Genomic DNA, 19,957 nt, shown 5'->3' with positions numbered 1-19,957 from the left:
TCGTTACAACTTAGACTTCAACTTTTGAAAAATGTTTAGTTTTAGGGTGTTTTGATGTACTCAGTATCATGCTGTTTCTTTTTATCATTAACTTGATCGACTAATTCATTAGGAACGAGAATAGATAATACATAATGTTTAATTTTCCATTGATGATCAACTAATTCTACAATACCACTGCCACGGCATAAACCCATATGAGTTGAGGTTAATACTTCATCAAACCAAGCTATATTATTGGCGTTTACATAAATATTGCGACTCACAGGCGTAAACGTCCAAGCTTTACCATTGTTGAAGTATGGCATGGCAAATGCTTTAAAGTTTTTTAGACTCCAAACTTCATCGGCATCTGAGCCAACAAAAACAGCATCTTCTGTCATTAAATCAAAATATTTTTCAGCATTGGCATTGGCAGCGGCTTTATGCCATTGGTTGAGACTTTGGTTAATCTCTTCTTGTTCTTGAGCAAAACTGAGATTAACAACAAAGACTAAAATTGTAATTAATTTAAATTTTAGGTTCAATAAATTGAGGTGTTTCAATAAAGCGTTCATTTATTTGTCTATTTAAACTACTAAAACCTTGTACAAGCTTGTAAATACTTTCTTTAATTGTTGCTGTGTCCTGACTTTTACGGGTGAGGAGCTGTTGCTGAGTTTTGGCTTGTGTTTCAATAAGTTTTAGCCTTGCTTTTATAGGTTCTACATTAAAAGTATCAGGTAAACTGACCTTTAGAGAATCGCTTATTCTAATAATGTTTTCGGCATTGTTAAGCGCATCGCCAATATTCATGGCTTTTGTTCTTGTTATTTCAGTTTTAATAGCAAGGTAATCGTTCCATTCATTGGCAAATTCTTCAGCTTTGTTAGAAAGTTGAGCGATAGCAATGGTATCCACTTTTAATTGTAAAGCATAAAAATCAGTGTTTTTAGTCACTGCTTTTTCTTCAGTATGGTCACAAGACCAGCAGCACGAAACTATAATAAAAGCTAATAAATATTTAATCATTTAATCTGATTTATAAGATATTATCAAATATAAGAGATATTATCAATTTATAATTATGAAATAATTAATCTCTCGACTACTTCAATCTGTATATTTGCAAAAACTTTTTAAATTATGGCAAAGACATTAATTGTTGGCGCTTGTGGACAGATTGGTTCTGAATTAACTGCTACATTGCGTCAAAAACACGGTAAAGATACAATTATTGCAAGTGATATAAGAGAAGGTTCTGCCGAATTAATGGCTTCAGGACCTTTTGAAGTTTTAGATGCGACGAATTTTGCACAGCTTCAAGATGTGATTATGCATTATGATATTGACACGGTTTATATGATGGCTGCCATGTTAAGCGGGACTGCCGAGAAATTTCCGATGAAAGCTTGGGAATTGAATATGAATTCTCTTTTTAATGTTTTAAATCTTGCTAAAGAACAAAAAATAAAGCATTTGTTTTGGCCGTCAAGCATCGCCGTTTTTGGTCCAACTACACCTAAGCTTGATACGCCTCAACAAACCATAATGGAGCCTAGCACAGTTTACGGCATCAGTAAACAAACTGGAGAGCGCTGGTGCGAATATTACTATAAACGCTATGGTGTTGATGTTAGAAGTATTCGCTATCCTGGACTAATTAGCTATAAAACACCACCTGGTGGCGGCACAACTGATTACGCGATTGAAATTTTTCATAGCGCTGTTAAGGGTGAAGTTTACACATCTTTTTTAAATGAAGACACCGCTCTACCAATGATGTATATGGATGATGCCATTAAAGCGACCATAGAATTAATGGAAGCAGATGGCGATAAAATCAATGTACGTTCATCTTACAACCTAGGCGGAATTTCATTTACACCGCATGAATTATCCGAAGCGATTAAGTTGAAGGTATCAGAATTCAAGATTAATTACAAACCCGATTTTAGACAAGCCATTGCCGATTCATGGCCGTCTAGCATAGACGATTCTGTCGCTCAAAAAGATTGGAATTGGGAGCACAAATACGATTTAAAAACTTTAGTGGATGTCATGCTTAAAGGCGTTGAGGAATCAATAAGTTAAAAACATTACAACAAAAAAAGCACCTCTTAAAAGGTGCTTTTTTTAGCTTTTTTTCAACTTATCCCAAATATTTTATAGGAGATTTGGTATTATTAATCAGCCCTTAAAACTAGCTGATAAATATTCGCGGTTTAAGCGTGCAATGTTTTCTAAAGAAATTCCTTTTGGACATTCAATTTCGCAGGCGCCTGTATTGGTACAATTACCAAAACCTTCTTTATCCATTTGCTCAACCATATTTAATACGCGCTCGGTTGCTTCAATTTCACCTTGTGGCAATAATGCATATTGAGAAACTTTAGCCGATGTAAATAACATTGCACTTGCATTTTTACAAGCAGCTACACAGGCACCGCAACCAATACAAGTTGCTGCATTAAAGGCCATATCCGCGTTTTCTTTCTCAATAGGAATAGAGTTAGCATCTTGAGTATTGCCAGAAGTATTTACTGAAATATAACCACCTGCATGTTGTATACGGTCAAAAGCTGAGCGATCTACTACTAAATCTTTTATGACAGGAAATGCTTTTGCTCTAAACGGTTCTATAGTAATGGTGTCACCATCTTTAAATTTACGCATGTGTAGTTGGCAAGTAGTCACGCGACGGTCTGGTCCGTGAGGCTCACCATTAATTTGAAGTGAACACATGCCGCAAATACCTTCGCGACAATCATGGTCAAATTCTACGGGTTCAACTCCTTGTTCAACTAAATTGTTATTAAGGACGTCTAACATCTCTAAAAATGACATGTCACCATCAATGCCATCTAAGTCATAACTTTCAAATTGTCCTTTTGCGTTGGCATCTTCTTGACGCCATATATTTAATTTAAGCTTCATAATGATCTTATTTATAGCTTCTCGTTTTTAATTCAATATTTTCAAAAATCAACTGCTCTTTATGTAGAACAGCATCTTTAGGTTGACCTTTATATTCCCAAGCAGAAACATAACGGTAATTTTCATCATCTCTTAGGGCTTCTCCATCTTCAGTTTGGTATTCTTCTCTAAAGTGGCCACCGCAAGATTCATTTCTATCTAAAGCGTCTTTAGCAAATAATTCACCTAACTCTAGGAAATCTGCAACACGACTTGCTTTTTCAAGTTCTGCATTTTTAGCAGTTGCTTTACCAGGAATTCTAACATTGCTGTAAAATTCTTCTCTAAGCTGTGCAATCTCTTCAATCGCTTCTTTTAGTTCATTTTCATTACGAGACATTCCACATTTATTCCACATAATTAAACCTAATTTTCTATGGAAATAATCAACTGGTTTATCACCTTTAATGTTCATTAAACGATTTAAACTATCAAGAACCTCTTTTTCAGCTTGCTCAAATTCTTTAGTTTCTGTTGAAATAGGACCAGTCTGAATATCGTTCGATAAGTAATCACCGATTGTGTAAGGTAATACAAAATAGCCATCAGCTAAGCCTTGCATAAGTGCTGAAGCACCTAAACGGTTAGCACCATGGTCTGAAAAGTTTGCTTCACCAGCGGCATAACAACCAGGAATAGTGGTCATTAAATTATAATCTACCCAAAGTCCGCCCATAGTATAATGTACTGCAGGGAAAATCATCATAGGTGTTTCATAAGGATTTTGGTCGGTAATTTTCTGGTACATATCAAATAAGTTACCATATTTAGATTCCACCACTTCTTTACCTAATTTTATAATTTCATCTTGTGATGGATTTTTATGGCCAGAAGAAAAGGCTTTTTCTTTACCATAGCGTTCAATAGCGCTTGCAAAATCAAGGTAAACAGCTTGACCTGTTTTGTTAACGCCATAACCAGCGTCACATCGTTCTTTTGCTGCACGTGAAGCTACATCACGCGGAACTAAATTACCAAAAGCTGGATATCGACGTTCTAGATAGTAATCGCGATCTTCTTCTTTTAATTCTGTTGGTTTTAATTGGCCAGATCTAATCGCTTCGGCATCTTTTTGATGTTTTGGCACCCAAATACGTCCATCATTTCTTAATGATTCAGACATCAGGGTTAATTTAGCTTGTAAGTCACCTGATACTGGAATACAAGTTGGGTGAATTTGCGTAAAACAAGGATTAGCAAAAAATGCACCTTTTTTATGAGCTCTCCAAGCAGCAGTAACATTGCTTCCCATGGCATTGGTTGACAAGAAGAAAACATTACCATAACCACCTGAGGCTAATACAACAGCATGAGCCGAGTGGCGTTCAATTTCACCAGTCACTAAATTTCTAGCGATAATCCCTCGCGCTTTTCCATCAACTTTTACAATATCCATCATTTCATGACGGTTAAAAGCCTGAATTTTTCCTCGATTAATTTGGCGGTTCATAGCTGAATATGCACCGAGTAGTAATTGTTGTCCTGTTTGTCCTTTGGCGTAAAAAGTTCTTGAAACTAACACGCCACCAAATGAACGGTTGTCAAGTAAGCCACCATATTCACGTGCAAAAGGAACACCTTGAGCCACGCACTGATCGATAATATTACTTGAAACTTCAGCTAAGCGGTATACGTTAGCTTCTCTAGAGCGGTAATCACCACCTTTAACTGTATCATAAAATAAGCGATAATCAGAATCGCCATCGCCTTGATAATTTTTTGAAGCATTAATTCCACCTTGTGCTGCAATAGAATGCGCACGTCTAGGTGAATCTTGAAAACAAAATGTTTTTACATTATAACCTAATTCAGCTAAAGTTGCTGCTGCACTAGCACCAGCTAATCCAGTACCAACAACTATAATGTCTATATTTCTCTTGTTTGCAGGATTAACAAGATTAATTTCATTTTTATGCTTGGTCCACTTTTCTGCAATCGGACCGCTTGGTATTTTTGAATCTAAAATTGACATAATCCTTAATTATAAATTATTGATGTAGTGAAATATAGCAATAAATGCGAAGCCTAAAGGGATAACAATTGCAAAAGCTTTGGTAAAAACTTTTAAACCTTTAGAATATTTATTGTTAAACCCAACAGTTTGAAAAGATGAAGCAAACCCATGTAAAAGGTGAAGCATTAAAAAGACAAATGATAATACGTAAATACCTAATCTTACGGGTTGACCAGCAAATTTAGCAACTGTTTCTTCATAATAACGAAATTCGCCAGCAGCATTTAAGCCGCTCATGTCACCTTGGAGATATTTAACTTGCATTTCATGAATCCAGAAATCATAAAAGTGTAAGCCTAAAAATGCCAAAACAACAGCTCCTGAAATAATCATATTTCTAGAAACCCATGGTGCGTTTGCGCCGCCATTGTAGTTTTTGTACTTAACCACTCTAGCTTTATTGTTTTTGATTTCTAAAACAAAACCCATAATGAAGTGAAAGACAACCCCAAAAATTAATACAGGTTGTAAAATGGCTTGAACTAAAAAGTTTGTACCCATAAAATGGGAAATTTCATTAAAGGTGTCTGGACTAACAACCGACGTAAAATTAATGGTAAAGTGTTGTGCCAAAAAAAGAACTAAAAATAGTCCTGAAAGTGCCATAGCAAATTTTCGTGCTATTGATGTTTTTAAAATTCCACTCATTGTGATGTTTTTGAAAAATTTATTTCAAAAATACATCGCATTCGCCTTACACACAAAAAACTAAGCTTAATTCGTGTTAATTTAGAATAGTTTTAAAACAATTTCAATCGATTTCGTCAATTTCATTAAGATATGAATCTGCAGTAAATAATCATTTAAGTATTTCTAAGGTTTAAATTTAGTTTTTGTTTGGAAAATGGAAGCTTAGTATAGCGTTGAGAGAAGAATAAAACTCAGCGTTTCAGCGTAAAGTTAGCTTTAAGACGTTTTGGTTCACCCGTTTTAGGGTCTTTATAGTTAAGGATAAACCAATAATCACTAGTTGGCATTGCTTTACCATTAAAAGTGCCGTCCCAAGCGTTGTTGTCTTGGTTGAGTTTTTGAATTAGCTTACCGAAACGATCAAAAATAAACACTTTTGCATCGGGCAAATTTGTAATCGACCAAGTATCATTAAATCCGTCATTATTAGGTGTAAAAAACTCAGGATAATTTAATAGTAAAACGCTTTTAGTGTTTTGACCACAACCTGCTAAACTTCTGCCAATGACTTGAATTTCGCCACCAGGTAAGTTTGAAAAAATTAGCTGGCTTTCTCCTTGATAATTTTGCCAATTTTGGCCATTAACTGAAAACTCAAAGTCACCAACACCTTGAATATCGGTAATTTCGATGCTGTTATTCTGATTAAAATTTTGACCTATCACATTAACTTCAAAATCAGGGATTGAACTTACAATCACTTCTGCCACATAACTGGTTTGGCAATTGGTTGTAATCTCGGTCACGATAACTTCATAGAATCCAGCTTCTTGCACCTCAAGGCTATTTCCTGTAAAGTTTAGAAGTTCACCATCTAAAAACCATTCAAATGTATAATCAGTTTCATTCAGTTGGGTGTCGAGTATGGGCGCACTGATGATGGTATTGCTTAAAAAATCAATACAAATCACTAAATCTTCACCTTGGTAAAAATCAATAATAGGTATGTTTGCTACCTGTATTGTGATGATAGTTTGCGTAGTAGAAGCGCAGCCAGAGACTGGATTAACTACTTCAGCGATCACTTGAGTAGTGTTGGCGTTGATTTGAAAATTATCAGGTTGGTTAATTGGCAAGTTGTTATCAAAATCAGTTTGGCTTTGATAATACACCACATCATGCTTAGGGTTAAGTTTAATGCTAATATCAAACTCAGTAAGATTTACAAAAACGCCATTACTGACATCATCACAGAGATTGACCGTTAAAGGCTGATCGTTAATGGCAGGGCTTTGTGGTATAATAAGATCAGCGCTAAAATTATTGTTTAAAACATTAGCTTCGTTAATAGGTTGTGAGCCATCTTCAAGCGTGTTTGCTTTTAAGATTAAAGTTGTGTTATTTGGGATTTGTGGAGGAATGGCAAGCGTTAAAAACTGAGTTTCAGAACCGTTAATAGGAATGATATTTTGGGTAAAAAAAGTGTCTAAAAATACTTCTTCATTATTTTCATCCAACACAAAAACAGAAACAGGCGTATTGGCAGGTAAAAGGTCACTGGAATTAAGATTATAAACAGTCGCTTCAAAGCTAAGACTTTGCGCATTACAATTACCTATACCCGAAAAATTGGTCAGTTGCACCGTGGCATCCGGCAACTCAGAGCGAGTCACGGTCACTACGTTTTGGATTAAACGATCTAATGAAGATGTAAAAGTAATATTACCATCTGTATCTCCAACAGCTATAAAATTAGAAATATCAAATACATCTAAATCCATATTATAAAGGTCATCAGTACCTGTGTAAGAGTTGGTGCCATTAAAGGGGTTATCACTAGGATTTAAAGGCGGATTGCTTAATAAATTACCGTTAAACGAAATACTTTCATTAAAAAAACTATTCGAACTCCCATTCCATGCCAAAAAACCCATACGTGCATTATTTGTATTAATGATATTAAGATTTTGAATATTGATGATAGCTGATGAAGTAATATCTCCAATTTGTCCATAAACAGAAGCTAAACCATCATAAACATTAACCTGTTGTGTAGGTAAAGTAGTATCTTTATAAATGACTAAAATAGACCAGCCAGCATAGTACTGACCAGTAGAGCAGTAATTTCCAATTATAGGATTTAAATCCAAATCAGAAAAGTTATACAAACCGTTACCTTGTTGATCAATTATATTGGTTATATCTTTAAAAGAACCATAATAAAGAGCAATACCATTTTGTTGTGGATCTACAACATTTATTTCGTCTGCAAATAATGATTGCCCATTTAATTGAATTTCTGGATCAAACAAACCATCTCCAATACCCGACCAATATAAATAAGCGGCCTCGAGTGTTTGACCAGGAGCTAAGTTTAAATTAGCTGATGATTCAGAGAGCATTTCACATGGACCTGGCAATTTATTATCGACTTCATTTAAAGTATTGCCTACAATTTTATAATCATATTGTCCATTGTATTGAGCACGAAGCTCAAGAGGAATAACAGTTGGAGTTTGAGCATTAATATTTAATATTATTAGAAATAAAAAAGACAAATAAAAATATGTGAAATAATTATGACTCATATTAACCAAATATAATTAATTTAATTAATTCTTTGACCTGATTTTGAACCAGGGATTTATTTATACAGTTTGGTAAGTGGTAGTAGTGAGATTATCACTAAGAAAATGATTATTAAGTAAACACAAGAAATTTTACTAAAAAAATCTATCATAAATTTGATGGATTTTTTGATTTAAAACCTTTTCAACAACAAAGCTTTTATATTTGCTTAAAACATATTGATGAAAGTTTTACATCTCGACCAAAATCATCCTGCATTAGCTGAAGGTTTAGCCCAACTCGGTTTTGAAAATTAAACTAAAAGCGCCTTTAAAAATAATAGAATTGTGTTTATGACTTGAATCCACAAATACAATCTTTATCTTTGAAAAAAATCATTAATTTATGCGCTACGAACCTATTTCAAACGAATTATTTATTCAAAACCGCAAAAACTTTATGGCTCAAATGAAGCCTAATTCAGTTGCGGCCTTCAACTCTAACGATATTTATCCCATAGGTGCCGATAGTACCATTCCGTTTCAACAAGACCGAAACATTTACTACCTCAGTGGTGTAGATCAGGAGGATAGTATTTTGGTATTATTCCCTGATGCTCCAAAACCAGAACATCGCGAGATTTTATTTTTAAAAGAAACTAATCCGCATATTGCGGTTTGGGAAGGCGAAAAAATAGATGAAGAAAAAGCCCTCCAAATTGCTGGCATCAAAACGGTTTATTGGCTAAAAGACTTTCATAAAATATTTCACGAGCTGATGTCTCAAAGTGAAACTATTTATATTAACACCAATGAACATTATCGCGCTGCTCATGATACCGAAACCCGTGAAGACCGTTTTAATAAATGGTTAAAAGAAAACTATCCAGCGCACCAAGTGGCTAAAAGCAATCCGATTTTACAGCGTTTACGTTCAGTAAAACATCAATTAGAGTTAGATACGATGCAAACGGCTTGCAATATCACTGAAAAAGCCTTTAGACGTATTTTAAAAGAAACGAAACCGAATATCTGGGAATTTGAACTTGAGGCTGAAATTATGCACGAATTCCTAAAAAATCGTTCACGTGGTTTTGCGTATACGCCAATTATTGCTTCTGGTAAAAATGCAACCGTTTTACATTATATTGAAAATAAACATCAATGTAAAGATGGTGACTTAATCTTATTTGATGTTGGCGCTGAATATGCCAATTATGCCAGTGACATGTCACGAACCATTCCAGTTAATGGAAAATTTACCGATCGCCAAAAACAAATTTATAATGCCGTTAATCGCGTTAAAAAAGAAGCGACTAAAATGTTAGTACCTGGAACATTATGGGCTGAATATCATGTTGAGGTCGGTAAATTAATGACGTCAGAGTTACTTGACTTAAAACTACTTGATAAAGCCGATGTTCAAAATGAAGACCCTAAATGGCCAGCCTACAAAAAATACTTTATGCATGGCACATCACACCACATTGGTTTAGATACGCACGATTACGGCTTATTGCATGAGCCAATAAAAGCCAATCAAGTCTTCACGGTAGAACCTGGTATTTATTTGCCTGAAGAGCATATTGGCGTTAGACTTGAAGATGATGTCGTGATCCAAGAAAACGGCGAACCTTTCAATCTTATGCGCAATATTCCTATCGAAATTGAAGAAATTGAAGATTTAATGAACCAATAATTTCAACTGATTTAAAAAACCACAGCCTTGTTGAAACTGTTCAGCAAGGTTGTTTTTATCTATGCCGACATTCAATTTTCGACAAACTAAAATTCACTTTACCCAAACTGAAACCGCTTCAAAAAAGCCTGTTTTAGTCTGTATTCATGGGTTTCTAGAAAATGCCACCATGTGGCAATCTATCATTCCGCAGTTTCAGGATAAGTATCGAATTATTTGTATCGATTTACCTGGTCACGGCCAAACTGAAGCGATGGGCTACATTCATACCATGCCTAATTTAGCTGAAATTATTCGCGGATTATTGCATCATTTAAACTTGCACCATGCACATTTCGTTGGGCATTCATTAGGCGGTTATGTGCTTTTAGCTTTAGCTGAAGTTGCTCCAGAAGTCATTCAACAACAGATTATTTTGAATTCTACTAGTTTTTCCGATTCTTCCAGTCGAAAAAGGGACCGCGATCGCGCCATCAAAATGGTACAAAAATATCCTAAGGCTTTTACAAGTATGGCGGTTAAAAATTTGTTTTTACCCCAAATGCATTTACGTCATGAAGATGCAATCAATGAAGCTGTTAAGCAGGCTAAAACTTGCAGCACACAAGGTATTATCAATACGCTTAAAGGCATGCGTGATCGTGAAGACCGAACCAACACTTTAATTCATTTAAAAGCTAAAACGCACATTATCGCTGGTCAAGACGACCCTATAGCAAATACAAACGCTTTAAAACAAATTGCCCAAAAGCATAATTTAAATTTTAAGTTATTACCAGGTGGTCATATGAGTTATATCGAGGCATTACCCGAATTAATTCAGCATTTAAAGTCTATTTTGTAAATTTAAATAAAATTGATACAAGATGATTCAAAACACAAGTTTGCAAATTACAAGTGAATCCGGCTTACCGATTTTATTAGATTACACTTACGACGACGCACAAACATCACATCAGGTCGCTTTATTTTGCCATGGCTATAAAGGTTTTAAAGATTGGGGCGCTTGGCATTTAATAGCAAGTGAGTTTGCTAAAAACGGAATTGTATTTGTTAAGTTTAACTTCTCGCATTATGGCGGAACACCTGAGCAACCGACAGAATTTAATAATTTAGAAGCCTTTGCCGAAGACAATTATACAACCCAAGTACAAGATGTTAATACCGTTATTAATTGGGCCGCTCAGTATTTTAGTCAACATCCTTTTATAAACCTAAACCAATTGACTTTAATTGGGCATAGTCGTGGTGGTGGTATTTCGGTTTTGGTTGCTGCACAAAACCATTTGGTAGACCGATTAATTACTTGGGCAGCAGTATCAGATTTTGAGTCCAGATTTCCAACAGGCAGTGCGTTTGAGCAATGGAAAACAACTGGCGTTTATCATGCTAAAAATGGCCGAACAAATCAGTTAATGCCACATTACTTTCAATTTTTTGAAGATTTTAAAGCCCATGAACCAGAGCTTCACATTCTAAATAATGCTAAAACCATTAAGCAGCCTTGTTTAATTATTCACGGAGACCAAGATGAAGCGGTGCGTTTAGATCATGCAAAAGACTTACATCAACACATAAATCAATCAGTTTTAAAAGTTATTCCTGGAGCTAATCACGTTTTTGGAATGAAACATCCTTGGGATGAATTACATCTTCCTGAAAAAGCTTCAACCTTAGCGCAATTAAGCATCAATTTTGTGCTTGAGTCTTAGTTGAAGTAATTGTTGTTGATTGCACTTTCTAAAAACTTTTAATTCTTTGTTTCGGTATTTCACTACTAAAAAGGTGTAATTAATAATAGGAATCGTTTTCCGCTTTATTGAAGTAATTTGCTCTTCATCTAATTCAACTTTATTGTATTTCGGGTGAAATAACTTTACAGCTGCTAATATTGCATTAAGCAAAAAAATAAAACTTAAAGCAAAATAACCACCATTATCAGTTGTTGATTTTATAAAAAAATGAATTGCAACCCCACTAAAAAAGATACATTCAAAACTTCTTAAAAGCCAAAGATCATTTTTAATTGTTATGGTAGGCATTTTAATTTAAATTTCGTTTTTCTATAAAAAAGCGCTTCAATAAACTTGAGGCTTCTTCAGCTAAAACACCCAATTTGACTTTAGTTTTAGGGTGTAACTTTGTGCCCATGTTTCTATAACCGCGTTTTTCGTCTTCAGCAGCAAAAACAAGTCTTGAAATTTGGCTCCAATACAAAGCGCCAGCGCACATTTGGCAAGGTTCTAAAGTGACATAAAGCGTACAATCTTTCAGGTATTTACCGCCAATAAAATTTGCGGCCGAAGTAATCGCTTGCATTTCAGCATGTGCGGTAACATCAGTTAGTTGTTCGGTTAAATTATGGCTCCTTGCTATAATTGTATTTTGATGCGTAATCACAGCACCTACAGGAACTTCAGCCTTTTCATAAGCTAATTGAGCTTCTTCTAAGGCCTTCTTCATAAAATAATTATCATCAAATGGTGTAAGCATACTCAAAAATACAATTTCTAATTGGTAACTTTGTAAGATGACTTATAAATTGCTTTCAACCATCAATTCACCAGCCGATTTAAGGCAACTATCTGCTGAACAACTTTTAGAATTAAAAGATGAACTTCGCGATTTTATTATTGATATTGTCTCGACTAAAGAAGGTCATTTAGGCGCTAGTTTAGGTGTGGTTGAATTAACCATTGCTTTGCATTATGTGTTTCATACACCAGATGATTTATTAATTTGGGATGTTGGTCATCAAGCCTACGGACACAAAATTTTAACAGGTCGTCGAGAATTATTTGAAACTAACCGACAGTTAAATGGCATTAGCGGTTTTCCAAAACGTAGCGAAAGTGAATATGATACTTTTGGTGTTGGGCATAGCTCAACTTCAATTTCTGCAGCTTTAGGCATGGCCATTGCTTCAAAGCTATTGGGGAAATTAAATAGACAACATATTGCTGTTATTGGCGATGCATCAATTGCATCAGGAATGGCATTTGAAGGTTTAAATCATGCTGGCGTTACGAAAGCTAATTTGTTGGTTATTTTAAATGACAATGCCATAGGAATTGACCCAAGTGTTGGTGCTTTAAAAAACTACTTAACTAAAGCCAAAATAGGAAATAAGCCAAAACAAGACAATATAATTGAAGCTTTAAACTTTAGTTATGAAGGTCCAATTGATGGTCATGATTTACCCAAGCTAATTGAAACTTTAAAGCGTTTACAGCAGCAAAACGGACCGCGTTTATTACATGTAATTACTAAAAAAGGTAAAGGCTTGCCTAGTGCAGAGCAAGACCAAGTGACTTATCATGCGCCAGGAAAATTTAATAAACAAACGGGCGAACGTTATAAATCTTCTCAAACCGATTTGCCACCTAAATTTCAAGATGTTTTTGGCTTAACCATGCTAGATTTAGCCAAAAATAATCCAAAGATAGTTGGTGTAACACCAGCGATGCCAACAGGAAGTTCTTTAAAGTATATGATGCAAGCATATCCTGATCGTGCATTTGATGTAGGTATTGCTGAGCAACACGCTGTAACACTTTCAGCTGGCATGGCAACACAAGGCTTTAAGGTGTTTTGTACCATTTATTCAACCTTTTTACAGCGCGCTTATGATCAAGTCATTCATGATGTAGCCTTGCAAAACTTACCTGTTGTATTTTGTATAGATCGTGCTGGGCTTGTTGGTCGTGATGGTGCAACCCATCATGGTGTTTTTGATTTGGCTTATCTAAACTGTATTCCCAATTTGGTAATCGCTTCACCAAGAAACGGGATTGAATTACGCCAATTATTATACACAGCTAGCCAGTTTAATGAACATCCAATAGCCATTCGTTATCCGCGTGGGCAATCGTTTCATAAAAATTGGCAAGTTGATTTTAAGACCGTTCCAATTGGTAAAGCTGAATTACTTCAATCAGGTCAAAGATTTGCTGTGCTTAGCATTGGTAGCATTGCTCAGGAAGTTACTCATGCTTTTAAATTACTCCCAAAAGAAATTAAGCCAGCACATTATGATTTCAAATTTTTAAAGCCACTTGATTCTGAAGTTTTAGATGAAATTATTAATCAGTTTGAATTTGTAATTACCGTTGAAGATGCATCAATTATTGGTGGTTTAGGTGATGCGGTGTCGAGTTACTTCAATCAAGTTGAAGCCAATACACAACTTATTAAAATGGGCATTCCAGATCAATTTATTGAACATGGTAGTACACAAGAATTGTTTGAAGTTGCGGGTATATCAGCAAAAGCAATAGCTAAGCAAGTCTTGCAGCTTTAATTTCGGCCATTTTCTTTAGGATAATACTGGTAAACAGGCTTACTTTGAATCACTTCCCCCGAATTAATTTCATAAGCTGTTAGCGGACCTTTAAAAGCAGCACCTGTATCAACATTAATTACATTTGCTATCTTAATAGGTCTTGTTTGATTCAGCCTTGTAGTTGGTGTATGGCCAATGTAAATTTCATTAAATAATTTTAAGCGTTTGGGGTAGCGTTGGTCTGTTGGCTTCAACTTAGGATCCATCGCTAATACCATTTCCCATAAACTTCTATCCCAATAAACGATATTGCTGTAAAATTCATGTTGAGGTCCATGTAAGTTGGCAAATCCCGCATGAACAAATAGTCTGTTTTCTTCGTCTACGATATAATCTTCTAAGTTTTCTAAAAATTGGATATGCAACTGCTTTGTTGTTTCATCAATAGCTTCATAAGCTTCTTTTGTACTTTTACCACCATGTTGCAACCATTTTTCATTGTTGAAATTAGTCGTTAACCATTTTAACACTAAGTCATCATGGTTACCACGAATAAAACGACAATTGTGCGTTTCTTTCAGCTGAATAAAATAGGAAATGACTGCGGCAGAATCGCTCCAACCATCAACATAGTCACCTAAAAAAATAAGCTTATCGTTTGGTTGAAGATTGAGCTGAAATAGTAAGTCTTTTAAAGCCTTCAGGCCACCATGAATGTCACCAATTACATAACATCGCTGCATATTAATTATATTTAATTTTTCGTAAAACTCTTAAGTTATCTTTTACGCGTTGATGCGCTGTTGGATAAGTTTTTTTTAGTAAAAATTTAGCATTGTACAAAGCTTCAAGTGCAGTTTTAAAACCGTTTAAATAAGCAATTAAATAGATGCTAGGTGCTTGCTCAAGATCTGCCAACTCATTAGGCGTTAATTTAATGTGTTTACTTACTTTTTGGAGTAGTGTTTTATTGTGGTTTAAAAAATGGCGTAGGGTTGCCGCATCATATTTTGGTGGTTTAAAGATAAGTTCGGTTTCAATTTCGTACTTCATTGTATTTTGAAATTTGATGCTTACTTTTTCTAAAGGATAATAGGCAAACTTTTGTTCTAAACCGAGATGTATGTATTCTAAAATTTCAAATTTATCATCATCATATTGAATTTCAACTTTATCTAAATCTGAATAAAATAGCTTTACTTGCTCGTTAATCAGCTCGATATTGACGCGAGAGAGTAGTTCTTTACCATTAATTTGTTTAATTTTTCCAGCCCAACAGACAACGAAATACTCTTTAAATACTTGATATTGTGGGTTGTAATCTTTGCTTTTTTCAATAAAATCGAAAACACCATCTAGCGTTAGTTTAATGTTGTTTTGCGAATGACTTTCAATTTCGTTAACCAGTTTAGAGTTGAAATCTTTAATTTCAATATCAAATACTTTTGGCTTGCTAATACTGCCTTCACGCATAAAAACAGTACCGCCCCAATATTTCCATATATTTTTACGAAGTGCACAAATGCTGGTTTCTGTTTTAGGTCTAATGCTAACGAGACCTACAACTTTACGCTCTGGAAGATGAGGAAAAGGGATGTTTTCATAACTGACTTTAGGTGGATGGACGAGATAAGCGTTGATTAAATTTTGAATTTTACTGTCATCAAAGAAGTCTACACCAAGAATCTGATTTGTTTCGTCACTAACACCGATAATTATATAAGCGTTGTTATTAGGATTTGAATTTGAAAGCGCACAAATATGTTTTAAAAACTTAGCTTTACCTTCTTTATTGCTAATGTCAATTTTCAGTTTTTTATCAAAAAAGCTGTTTTCGCTATTATGGGCGAGTAGATTTTTAATAAGTAAACGCTTATTTAACATGTGACTTAAATGTAAGCTAAAGATATTTAAATTGAGAGACTTAAGTAAATTTAAACCATAAAAAAAGCGAGACCAATTGGTCTCGCTTTAATGGCTAATCTATCAGTTTTTATTAGGCATCAGGGTTTATTTCCCAAACACCATCTTGTTTAATTACAAAAATAGTTTCAGTACCACTTGTGCCATTATAGATGGCATAAGTAAGCTCATATTTTTGGCCATTTTCAGCCTCAGGATTTTTACTGTCAAGTAAAACATTCATCGCTTCTAAAATCATGTCATCACTCCAGAAATTAGAATTGCCTTCTCTTCTGTCGAAGTTTCCGTAGTTACCAGCACTTGAAGTTGGTCCGGGATATGTGTCAGCTAAAGCATTTGCAATTAGGTTAAAGTCATCAGCAGTTAATTCATATTTAATAGTATTATCAGGAACCCAAGTTTCGCCATCATGACCAAATTGAAGCGTTTCTGTTGCAACATTAGTTAACAACATCCACATATCATTTGAATATACAAAGTTAGCAACTTGATAATTTACAGATCCGCTGTAAAATTTATATAGCATACGTTTTACAGTACCTTCTTCAATAACATCATAAGAAACGGTATTATTGAGTAAAATTTCAAGTTTAGTTTCAGCTTGGTCTTCGCTATTAAAATTATAATACTGACCGTGACCCATTTCTTCGTATTGAGCATCTGTAACCATAGTTGTTTGAGCCCAATTAGTACCGTTAAAAACAAAACCCTCAGTTAAAGTTTCAGTAGAACCGCTATAAAACTCAAATGTTAAAATGACTAATTCACCTTCAGCTGCATTTGGATACTTATTACTCAAGAAATCTTTGATATCTGTGTAGTTATCAAAATTACCATAGTTTGAATATGGGTCGTAATCTTCATCCATTAGTGTATACTCAGTTGGATCACCTTCAACTGATAATTGTGGAGCATACAAATCGAATGTAACTAAAGCCTGTGAGCCTTTTCCCCAGAATGGGTACATTTCAGTAAGTAAAGTTGGCACAAGTTCTCTGGCTTGGTCTGAATTACTGAAGTTTGGAAAGTTAAGCTCTAAAATATCAGTATAATCTTCTTCTACTAAAGTATATTCTACAACACCGGTAATAGGTGTGTTTTCAAGTTCATTGTTGATGTCGTTTTCGAGGTCTTCAACAGGTTCACAGCTCGTAATAAATAAGCTAATGAATAAACCTCCTAAGAAAAATAGATTTTTCATTTTAATTTGATTTAAAAGTTAATTTTAGTTCCTATTGTATATGTTCTTCCGAAACCATACCATACAAGTGCATCTGTTCCAGTAGCTGATGCACCATTTCTAGCATCTGCGATATATTCAGTATTAAATAAGTTATTAACGTTACCGATAATTGTACCATTTAAAGAACCTATTTTGAAATTATGGGTTAGGCCAAGATCAAAGAGGCCATATTCTGGAACTTTCCAAGATTGTGGGGCGTCTGGAGTTGTTCTTGTATTTGGATCAAAATCGGCATAAAAGTCGCCTGCGTAATTGTAGTTTAAACGCATTTTAGTCCCAGGGAAAACTTCGTAGTCTGCACCAAGCGCAAAAGTTGTTTGCGCTGCATCACCAACTTTTAAGTCTTCGATGTATAAGTCTATTGTTCTAACAAGATTTTGCTCGTCATCAAAAACTTGAACATCAGTCACATTGTTATCCCAAGTCCAATCACCTAATGAAACCATACCAGTGAAAGTTAGGCGGTTATTTGGCTTGTATCTAAAGTCTAATTCAATACCTTGGTGAATTGCGTTAACTCCTAAAATGTTAGCAGAGCCAAACGTACCATCCTGATTTTGGAAACTTTGTGTTAATGTTCTGTCATTCCAACGTGTGTGATAAATGTTCAAGTTACCTGAAAATTTACTTGATCTGAAGCCATATCCAAGTTCTGCACTAAATATTTTTTGATTTTCAGCACCTTCATTAATGTCATTTTGAAAATTTAAGAATACAGCGTTAAAGAAGGGCGCTCTTTCGAAGTATCCTACGTTAGCAAATATGTTTTGTTTATCATCAATATTATAGTTAGCGCCACCTTTAGCAGAATATCCAAAGAAGTTTTGGAAATCGGTTTCTTGTTCAGGATCAGAATCTAAATAGTTGAAGTAATCGATACGTTTGTAAGATGTATTTGAAGCTGCTAACGAGATAAATGCAGATAAGTCGTCTTTAGCATATTCGGCTTGTAAGAAACCGCCTTCCCAAAGTACAATACCATCATTCCAGTAGTTGATTTTTTCACCTACTTCAGCTGTATTAGTTGGGTTATTTATGTTAGAATCATCAAAATAGAATTGACCGCCTAGTAAATCTTTCACTTCTTGAAAGTGTTTACCTTCGTAATATCTGATATCTAAACCAGCTAATAAAGTAATATCATCAGTTAAATCTGTTGTTAAGGTAGATAACCCACCAAACCAAGCATGATCGTTTCTAGAGTCTCTTAAAATTGTTTCAGAACCAAGAGCACCAAGTGCTACATTTTCGTCTACAATCTTATCAAAGTTAACAGGTTGAGCAAAACCGTCTCTATATTCAGAATCTAATCCAAATTTGTTAACACCAGAGAAACCTCCGCCACCACCTGTACCAAAAGATGCATATAATGCAGTAGATAATTGTGTGTTATCATTAATATCCCAATAGTGATTTAAAGACATTTGAGGTTTATGATAGAAATTGTCTTCTACACTAGTTACTTGACCGTTTTTGTAACCCCAATCACGATTAAATCTAATTTCTCTTTCACTTCTTTGAAATGTACTTATTAATTCTCTGTTTTGACGTTGACCATGTTCCTGTGGTGCCCCAAATGCAGTAAATGAAATTTGATGATCTTCATTAATATCTTTGGCAACATTAATGAAATAAGAATAACCTTCAAACCAAGTCCCATCAACAAAGCCATTACCGGTAGTCTTAGAAGCAGAAACAGTTGCAGCCCAACCATTATCTAGACGACCAGTTGACACTGTTGCGCCAAATTTTTGATAACCATCGTTACCAGTTGTTGCAAAAAAGTTACCGCCTTTCTCGCTGTCTGTAGTTTTAGTTACAATATTTATTGTACCACCAATAGACGGTACAGCTACTTTAGATGCTCCTAAACCTCTTTGAACTTGCATTGATCTTGTAACATCAGATAAGCCAGCCCAGTTTGACCAGTATACACGACCGTTTTCCATGTCGTTTACTGGAACACCGTTAATCATAACAGCAATGTTTTCTGAATTAAAACCTCTTAACCTTAAGTTTGCGTCACCATAACCACCACCTTGTTTAGTTACATAAATACCAGGTGTTGATTTTAGAATTTCAGGAAATTCTTGGTTACCTAATTTAGTCTCAATGTCTTTAGCTTTTAATGTAGACACAGCAACAGGTGTTTGGCGGTCAATCGCTAAAGAGTAAGTTGTGATTACAATTTCATCTAAAGCATTAGAATCTTCATCAAGCTTAATTTCACCAAGATCAACTTTGTTTCCATCTAGTACTTTAAAGTCTACGTAAGTTGTTTTAAAGCCAACATAAGAGATTTTTAATTGACCTGATTTTACATTTAAATTTAAGCTAAACTTACCATCAAAATTAGTAGTGGTACCATTGTTAGATCCATCAAGTACAATGTTAGCTCCTGGTAATGGTGCATTCATTTTACCATCTAAAATTGTCCCAGTAACAGTGTTTTGTGCAAACATGCCTAATCCTAATATCAAGAAAAGACCGAGTAATAATTTTTTCATTGTGAAAAATTTTTGTTTTTAATTTTCCGCAAAAGAACAGCACTTTTAAGTTTTAAAGATTAAGACAAGGTTAAGAAATCTTATTAAAATAAAGTTAACAAGCATTTGTCAGTTGTCTAGTAAATTATTTCTAGACT

17 protein-coding genes are annotated in these 19,957 nt (G+C 34.7%); 5 read left to right on the top strand and 12 right to left on the bottom strand.

The window, feature by feature from the left end; translation table 11 throughout:
* Positions 1-41: 41 nt before the first annotated feature.
* Positions 42-557: a nuclear transport factor 2 family protein gene (locus tag BUB82_RS06855; RefSeq protein ID WP_073192867.1), complete on the bottom strand. Its 516-nt coding sequence runs from the start codon at positions 555-557 to the stop codon at positions 42-44.
* Positions 511-1,011, bottom strand: a complete 501-nt coding sequence (locus tag BUB82_RS06850) for a hypothetical protein (protein ID WP_073192866.1) — start codon at positions 1,009-1,011, stop codon at positions 511-513. The genes BUB82_RS06855 and BUB82_RS06850 overlap by 47 nt, the downstream gene beginning before the upstream one ends.
* Positions 1,012-1,122: 111 nt before the next feature.
* Between BUB82_RS06850 and BUB82_RS06845 the strand changes: the two genes are divergently transcribed.
* Positions 1,123-2,073 carry an NAD-dependent epimerase/dehydratase family protein gene (locus BUB82_RS06845; RefSeq protein WP_073192865.1) on the top strand — a complete coding sequence of 317 codons (951 nt, stop codon included), beginning with the start codon at positions 1,123-1,125 and terminating at the stop codon, positions 2,071-2,073.
* 96 nt (positions 2,074-2,169) lie between these two features.
* Here the strand turns inward: BUB82_RS06845 and BUB82_RS06840 are convergent, their stop codons facing one another.
* The 4 genes from BUB82_RS06840 to BUB82_RS06825 form a co-directional block, all read right to left on the bottom strand.
* Positions 2,170-2,916, bottom strand: coding sequence for a succinate dehydrogenase/fumarate reductase iron-sulfur subunit (locus tag BUB82_RS06840; protein WP_073192864.1), 747 nt, complete (start codon positions 2,914-2,916; stop codon positions 2,170-2,172).
* A 7-nt stretch (positions 2,917-2,923) separates the two neighbouring features.
* A complete protein-coding gene (locus BUB82_RS06835) occupies positions 2,924-4,927 on the bottom strand; it encodes a fumarate reductase/succinate dehydrogenase flavoprotein subunit (protein ID WP_073192863.1) in 2,004 nt (667 codons plus the stop codon).
* 9 nt (positions 4,928-4,936) lie between these two features.
* Positions 4,937-5,617 (bottom strand): succinate dehydrogenase cytochrome b subunit, encoded by a 681-nt coding sequence (locus BUB82_RS06830; RefSeq protein ID WP_073192862.1) that lies wholly within the window; start codon positions 5,615-5,617, stop codon positions 4,937-4,939.
* 233 nt (positions 5,618-5,850) lie between these two features.
* Positions 5,851-8,187, bottom strand: coding sequence for a T9SS type B sorting domain-containing protein (locus tag BUB82_RS06825; RefSeq protein ID WP_073192861.1), 2,337 nt, complete (start codon positions 8,185-8,187; stop codon positions 5,851-5,853).
* 385 nt (positions 8,188-8,572) lie between these two features.
* Between BUB82_RS06825 and BUB82_RS06820 the strand changes: the two genes are divergently transcribed.
* The 3 genes from BUB82_RS06820 (at position 8,573) to BUB82_RS06810 (ending at position 11,577) form a co-directional block, all read left to right on the top strand.
* Positions 8,573-9,865: an aminopeptidase P family protein gene (locus BUB82_RS06820; RefSeq protein ID WP_073192860.1), complete on the top strand. Its 1,293-nt coding sequence runs from the start codon at positions 8,573-8,575 to the stop codon at positions 9,863-9,865.
* Between the two features lie 61 nt (positions 9,866-9,926).
* Entirely contained in the window at positions 9,927-10,709 is a 783-nt protein-coding gene (locus tag BUB82_RS06815) for an alpha/beta fold hydrolase (RefSeq protein WP_073192859.1), read from the top strand.
* 22 nt (positions 10,710-10,731) lie between these two features.
* Positions 10,732-11,577 carry an alpha/beta hydrolase family protein gene (locus BUB82_RS06810; RefSeq protein ID WP_073192858.1) on the top strand — a complete coding sequence of 282 codons (846 nt, stop codon included), beginning with the start codon at positions 10,732-10,734 and terminating at the stop codon, positions 11,575-11,577.
* On the opposite strand, the gene BUB82_RS06805 is transcribed toward BUB82_RS06810, so the two are convergent.
* Together BUB82_RS06805 and BUB82_RS06800 are read right to left on the bottom strand one after the other, a co-directional pair.
* On the bottom strand, positions 11,548-11,907 hold the full coding sequence (locus BUB82_RS06805) for a hypothetical protein (RefSeq protein WP_073192857.1): 360 nt from the start codon (positions 11,905-11,907) through the stop codon (positions 11,548-11,550). The two genes, BUB82_RS06810 and BUB82_RS06805, sit on opposite strands and share 30 nt — an antisense overlap.
* Before the next feature lies 1 nt (position 11,908).
* A complete protein-coding gene (locus BUB82_RS06800; RefSeq protein WP_073192856.1) occupies positions 11,909-12,358 on the bottom strand; it encodes a nucleoside deaminase in 450 nt (149 codons plus the stop codon).
* Between the two features lie 37 nt (positions 12,359-12,395).
* Here BUB82_RS06800 and BUB82_RS06795 point away from each other — a divergent pair, with 37 nt between their 5' ends.
* Positions 12,396-14,165 (top strand): 1-deoxy-D-xylulose-5-phosphate synthase, encoded by a 1,770-nt coding sequence (locus BUB82_RS06795; RefSeq protein ID WP_073192855.1) that lies wholly within the window; start codon positions 12,396-12,398, stop codon positions 14,163-14,165.
* On the opposite strand, the gene BUB82_RS06790 is transcribed toward BUB82_RS06795, so the two are convergent.
* From BUB82_RS06790 to BUB82_RS06775, 4 genes are all read right to left on the bottom strand, one after another.
* Entirely contained in the window at positions 14,162-14,890 is a 729-nt protein-coding gene (locus BUB82_RS06790; protein ID WP_073192854.1) for a metallophosphoesterase family protein, read from the bottom strand. The two genes, BUB82_RS06795 and BUB82_RS06790, sit on opposite strands and share 4 nt — an antisense overlap.
* A 1-nt stretch (position 14,891) precedes the next feature.
* Positions 14,892-16,031 carry an ATP-binding protein gene (locus BUB82_RS06785; protein WP_073192853.1) on the bottom strand — a complete coding sequence of 380 codons (1,140 nt, stop codon included), beginning with the start codon at positions 16,029-16,031 and terminating at the stop codon, positions 14,892-14,894.
* A gap of 112 nt (positions 16,032-16,143) precedes the next feature.
* Positions 16,144-17,271 carry a hypothetical protein gene (locus BUB82_RS06780; RefSeq protein WP_073192852.1) on the bottom strand — a complete coding sequence of 376 codons (1,128 nt, stop codon included), beginning with the start codon at positions 17,269-17,271 and terminating at the stop codon, positions 16,144-16,146.
* A gap of 11 nt (positions 17,272-17,282) precedes the next feature.
* Positions 17,283-19,820 carry a TonB-dependent receptor gene (locus BUB82_RS06775; RefSeq protein WP_073192851.1) on the bottom strand — a complete coding sequence of 846 codons (2,538 nt, stop codon included), beginning with the start codon at positions 19,818-19,820 and terminating at the stop codon, positions 17,283-17,285.
* Between the last annotated feature and the right edge of the window lie 137 nt (positions 19,821-19,957).

The sequence above is a fragment of the Psychroflexus salarius genome (assembly GCF_900129035.1).
Classification (GTDB): domain Bacteria; phylum Bacteroidota; class Bacteroidia; order Flavobacteriales; family Flavobacteriaceae; genus Psychroflexus; species Psychroflexus salarius.
The sequence above is the reverse complement of the archived record's forward strand: the minus strand, read 5'-3'. Positions and strand labels throughout refer to the sequence as shown.

What these genes read in the sequence shown, in the direction of transcription:
- BUB82_RS06855 (WP_073192867.1), bottom strand. Translation starts at nt 557, where the DNA reads ATGAACGCTTTATTGAAACACCTCAATTTATTGAACCTAAAATTTAAA.
- BUB82_RS06850 (WP_073192866.1), bottom strand. Translation starts at nt 1,011, where the DNA reads ATGATTAAATATTTATTAGCTTTTATTATAGTTTCGTGCTGCTGGTCT.
- BUB82_RS06840 (WP_073192864.1), bottom strand. Translation starts at nt 2,916, where the DNA reads ATGAAGCTTAAATTAAATATATGGCGTCAAGAAGATGCCAACGCAAAA.
- BUB82_RS06835 (WP_073192863.1), bottom strand. Translation starts at nt 4,927, where the DNA reads ATGTCAATTTTAGATTCAAAAATACCAAGCGGTCCGATTGCAGAAAAG.
- BUB82_RS06830 (WP_073192862.1), bottom strand. Translation starts at nt 5,617, where the DNA reads ATGAGTGGAATTTTAAAAACATCAATAGCACGAAAATTTGCTATGGCA.
- BUB82_RS06825 (WP_073192861.1), bottom strand. Translation starts at nt 8,187, where the DNA reads ATGAGTCATAATTATTTCACATATTTTTATTTGTCTTTTTTATTTCTA.
- BUB82_RS06820 (WP_073192860.1), top strand. Translation starts at nt 8,573, where the DNA reads ATGCGCTACGAACCTATTTCAAACGAATTATTTATTCAAAACCGCAAA.
- BUB82_RS06815 (WP_073192859.1), top strand. Translation starts at nt 9,927, where the DNA reads ATGCCGACATTCAATTTTCGACAAACTAAAATTCACTTTACCCAAACT.
- BUB82_RS06810 (WP_073192858.1), top strand. Translation starts at nt 10,732, where the DNA reads ATGATTCAAAACACAAGTTTGCAAATTACAAGTGAATCCGGCTTACCG.
- BUB82_RS06805 (WP_073192857.1), bottom strand. Translation starts at nt 11,907, where the DNA reads ATGCCTACCATAACAATTAAAAATGATCTTTGGCTTTTAAGAAGTTTT.
- BUB82_RS06800 (WP_073192856.1), bottom strand. Translation starts at nt 12,358, where the DNA reads ATGCTTACACCATTTGATGATAATTATTTTATGAAGAAGGCCTTAGAA.
- BUB82_RS06795 (WP_073192855.1), top strand. Translation starts at nt 12,396, where the DNA reads ATGACTTATAAATTGCTTTCAACCATCAATTCACCAGCCGATTTAAGG.
- BUB82_RS06790 (WP_073192854.1), bottom strand. Translation starts at nt 14,890, where the DNA reads ATGCAGCGATGTTATGTAATTGGTGACATTCATGGTGGCCTGAAGGCT.
- BUB82_RS06785 (WP_073192853.1), bottom strand. Translation starts at nt 16,031, where the DNA reads ATGTTAAATAAGCGTTTACTTATTAAAAATCTACTCGCCCATAATAGC.
- BUB82_RS06780 (WP_073192852.1), bottom strand. Translation starts at nt 17,271, where the DNA reads ATGAAAAATCTATTTTTCTTAGGAGGTTTATTCATTAGCTTATTTATT.
- BUB82_RS06775 (WP_073192851.1), bottom strand. Translation starts at nt 19,820, where the DNA reads ATGAAAAAATTATTACTCGGTCTTTTCTTGATATTAGGATTAGGCATG.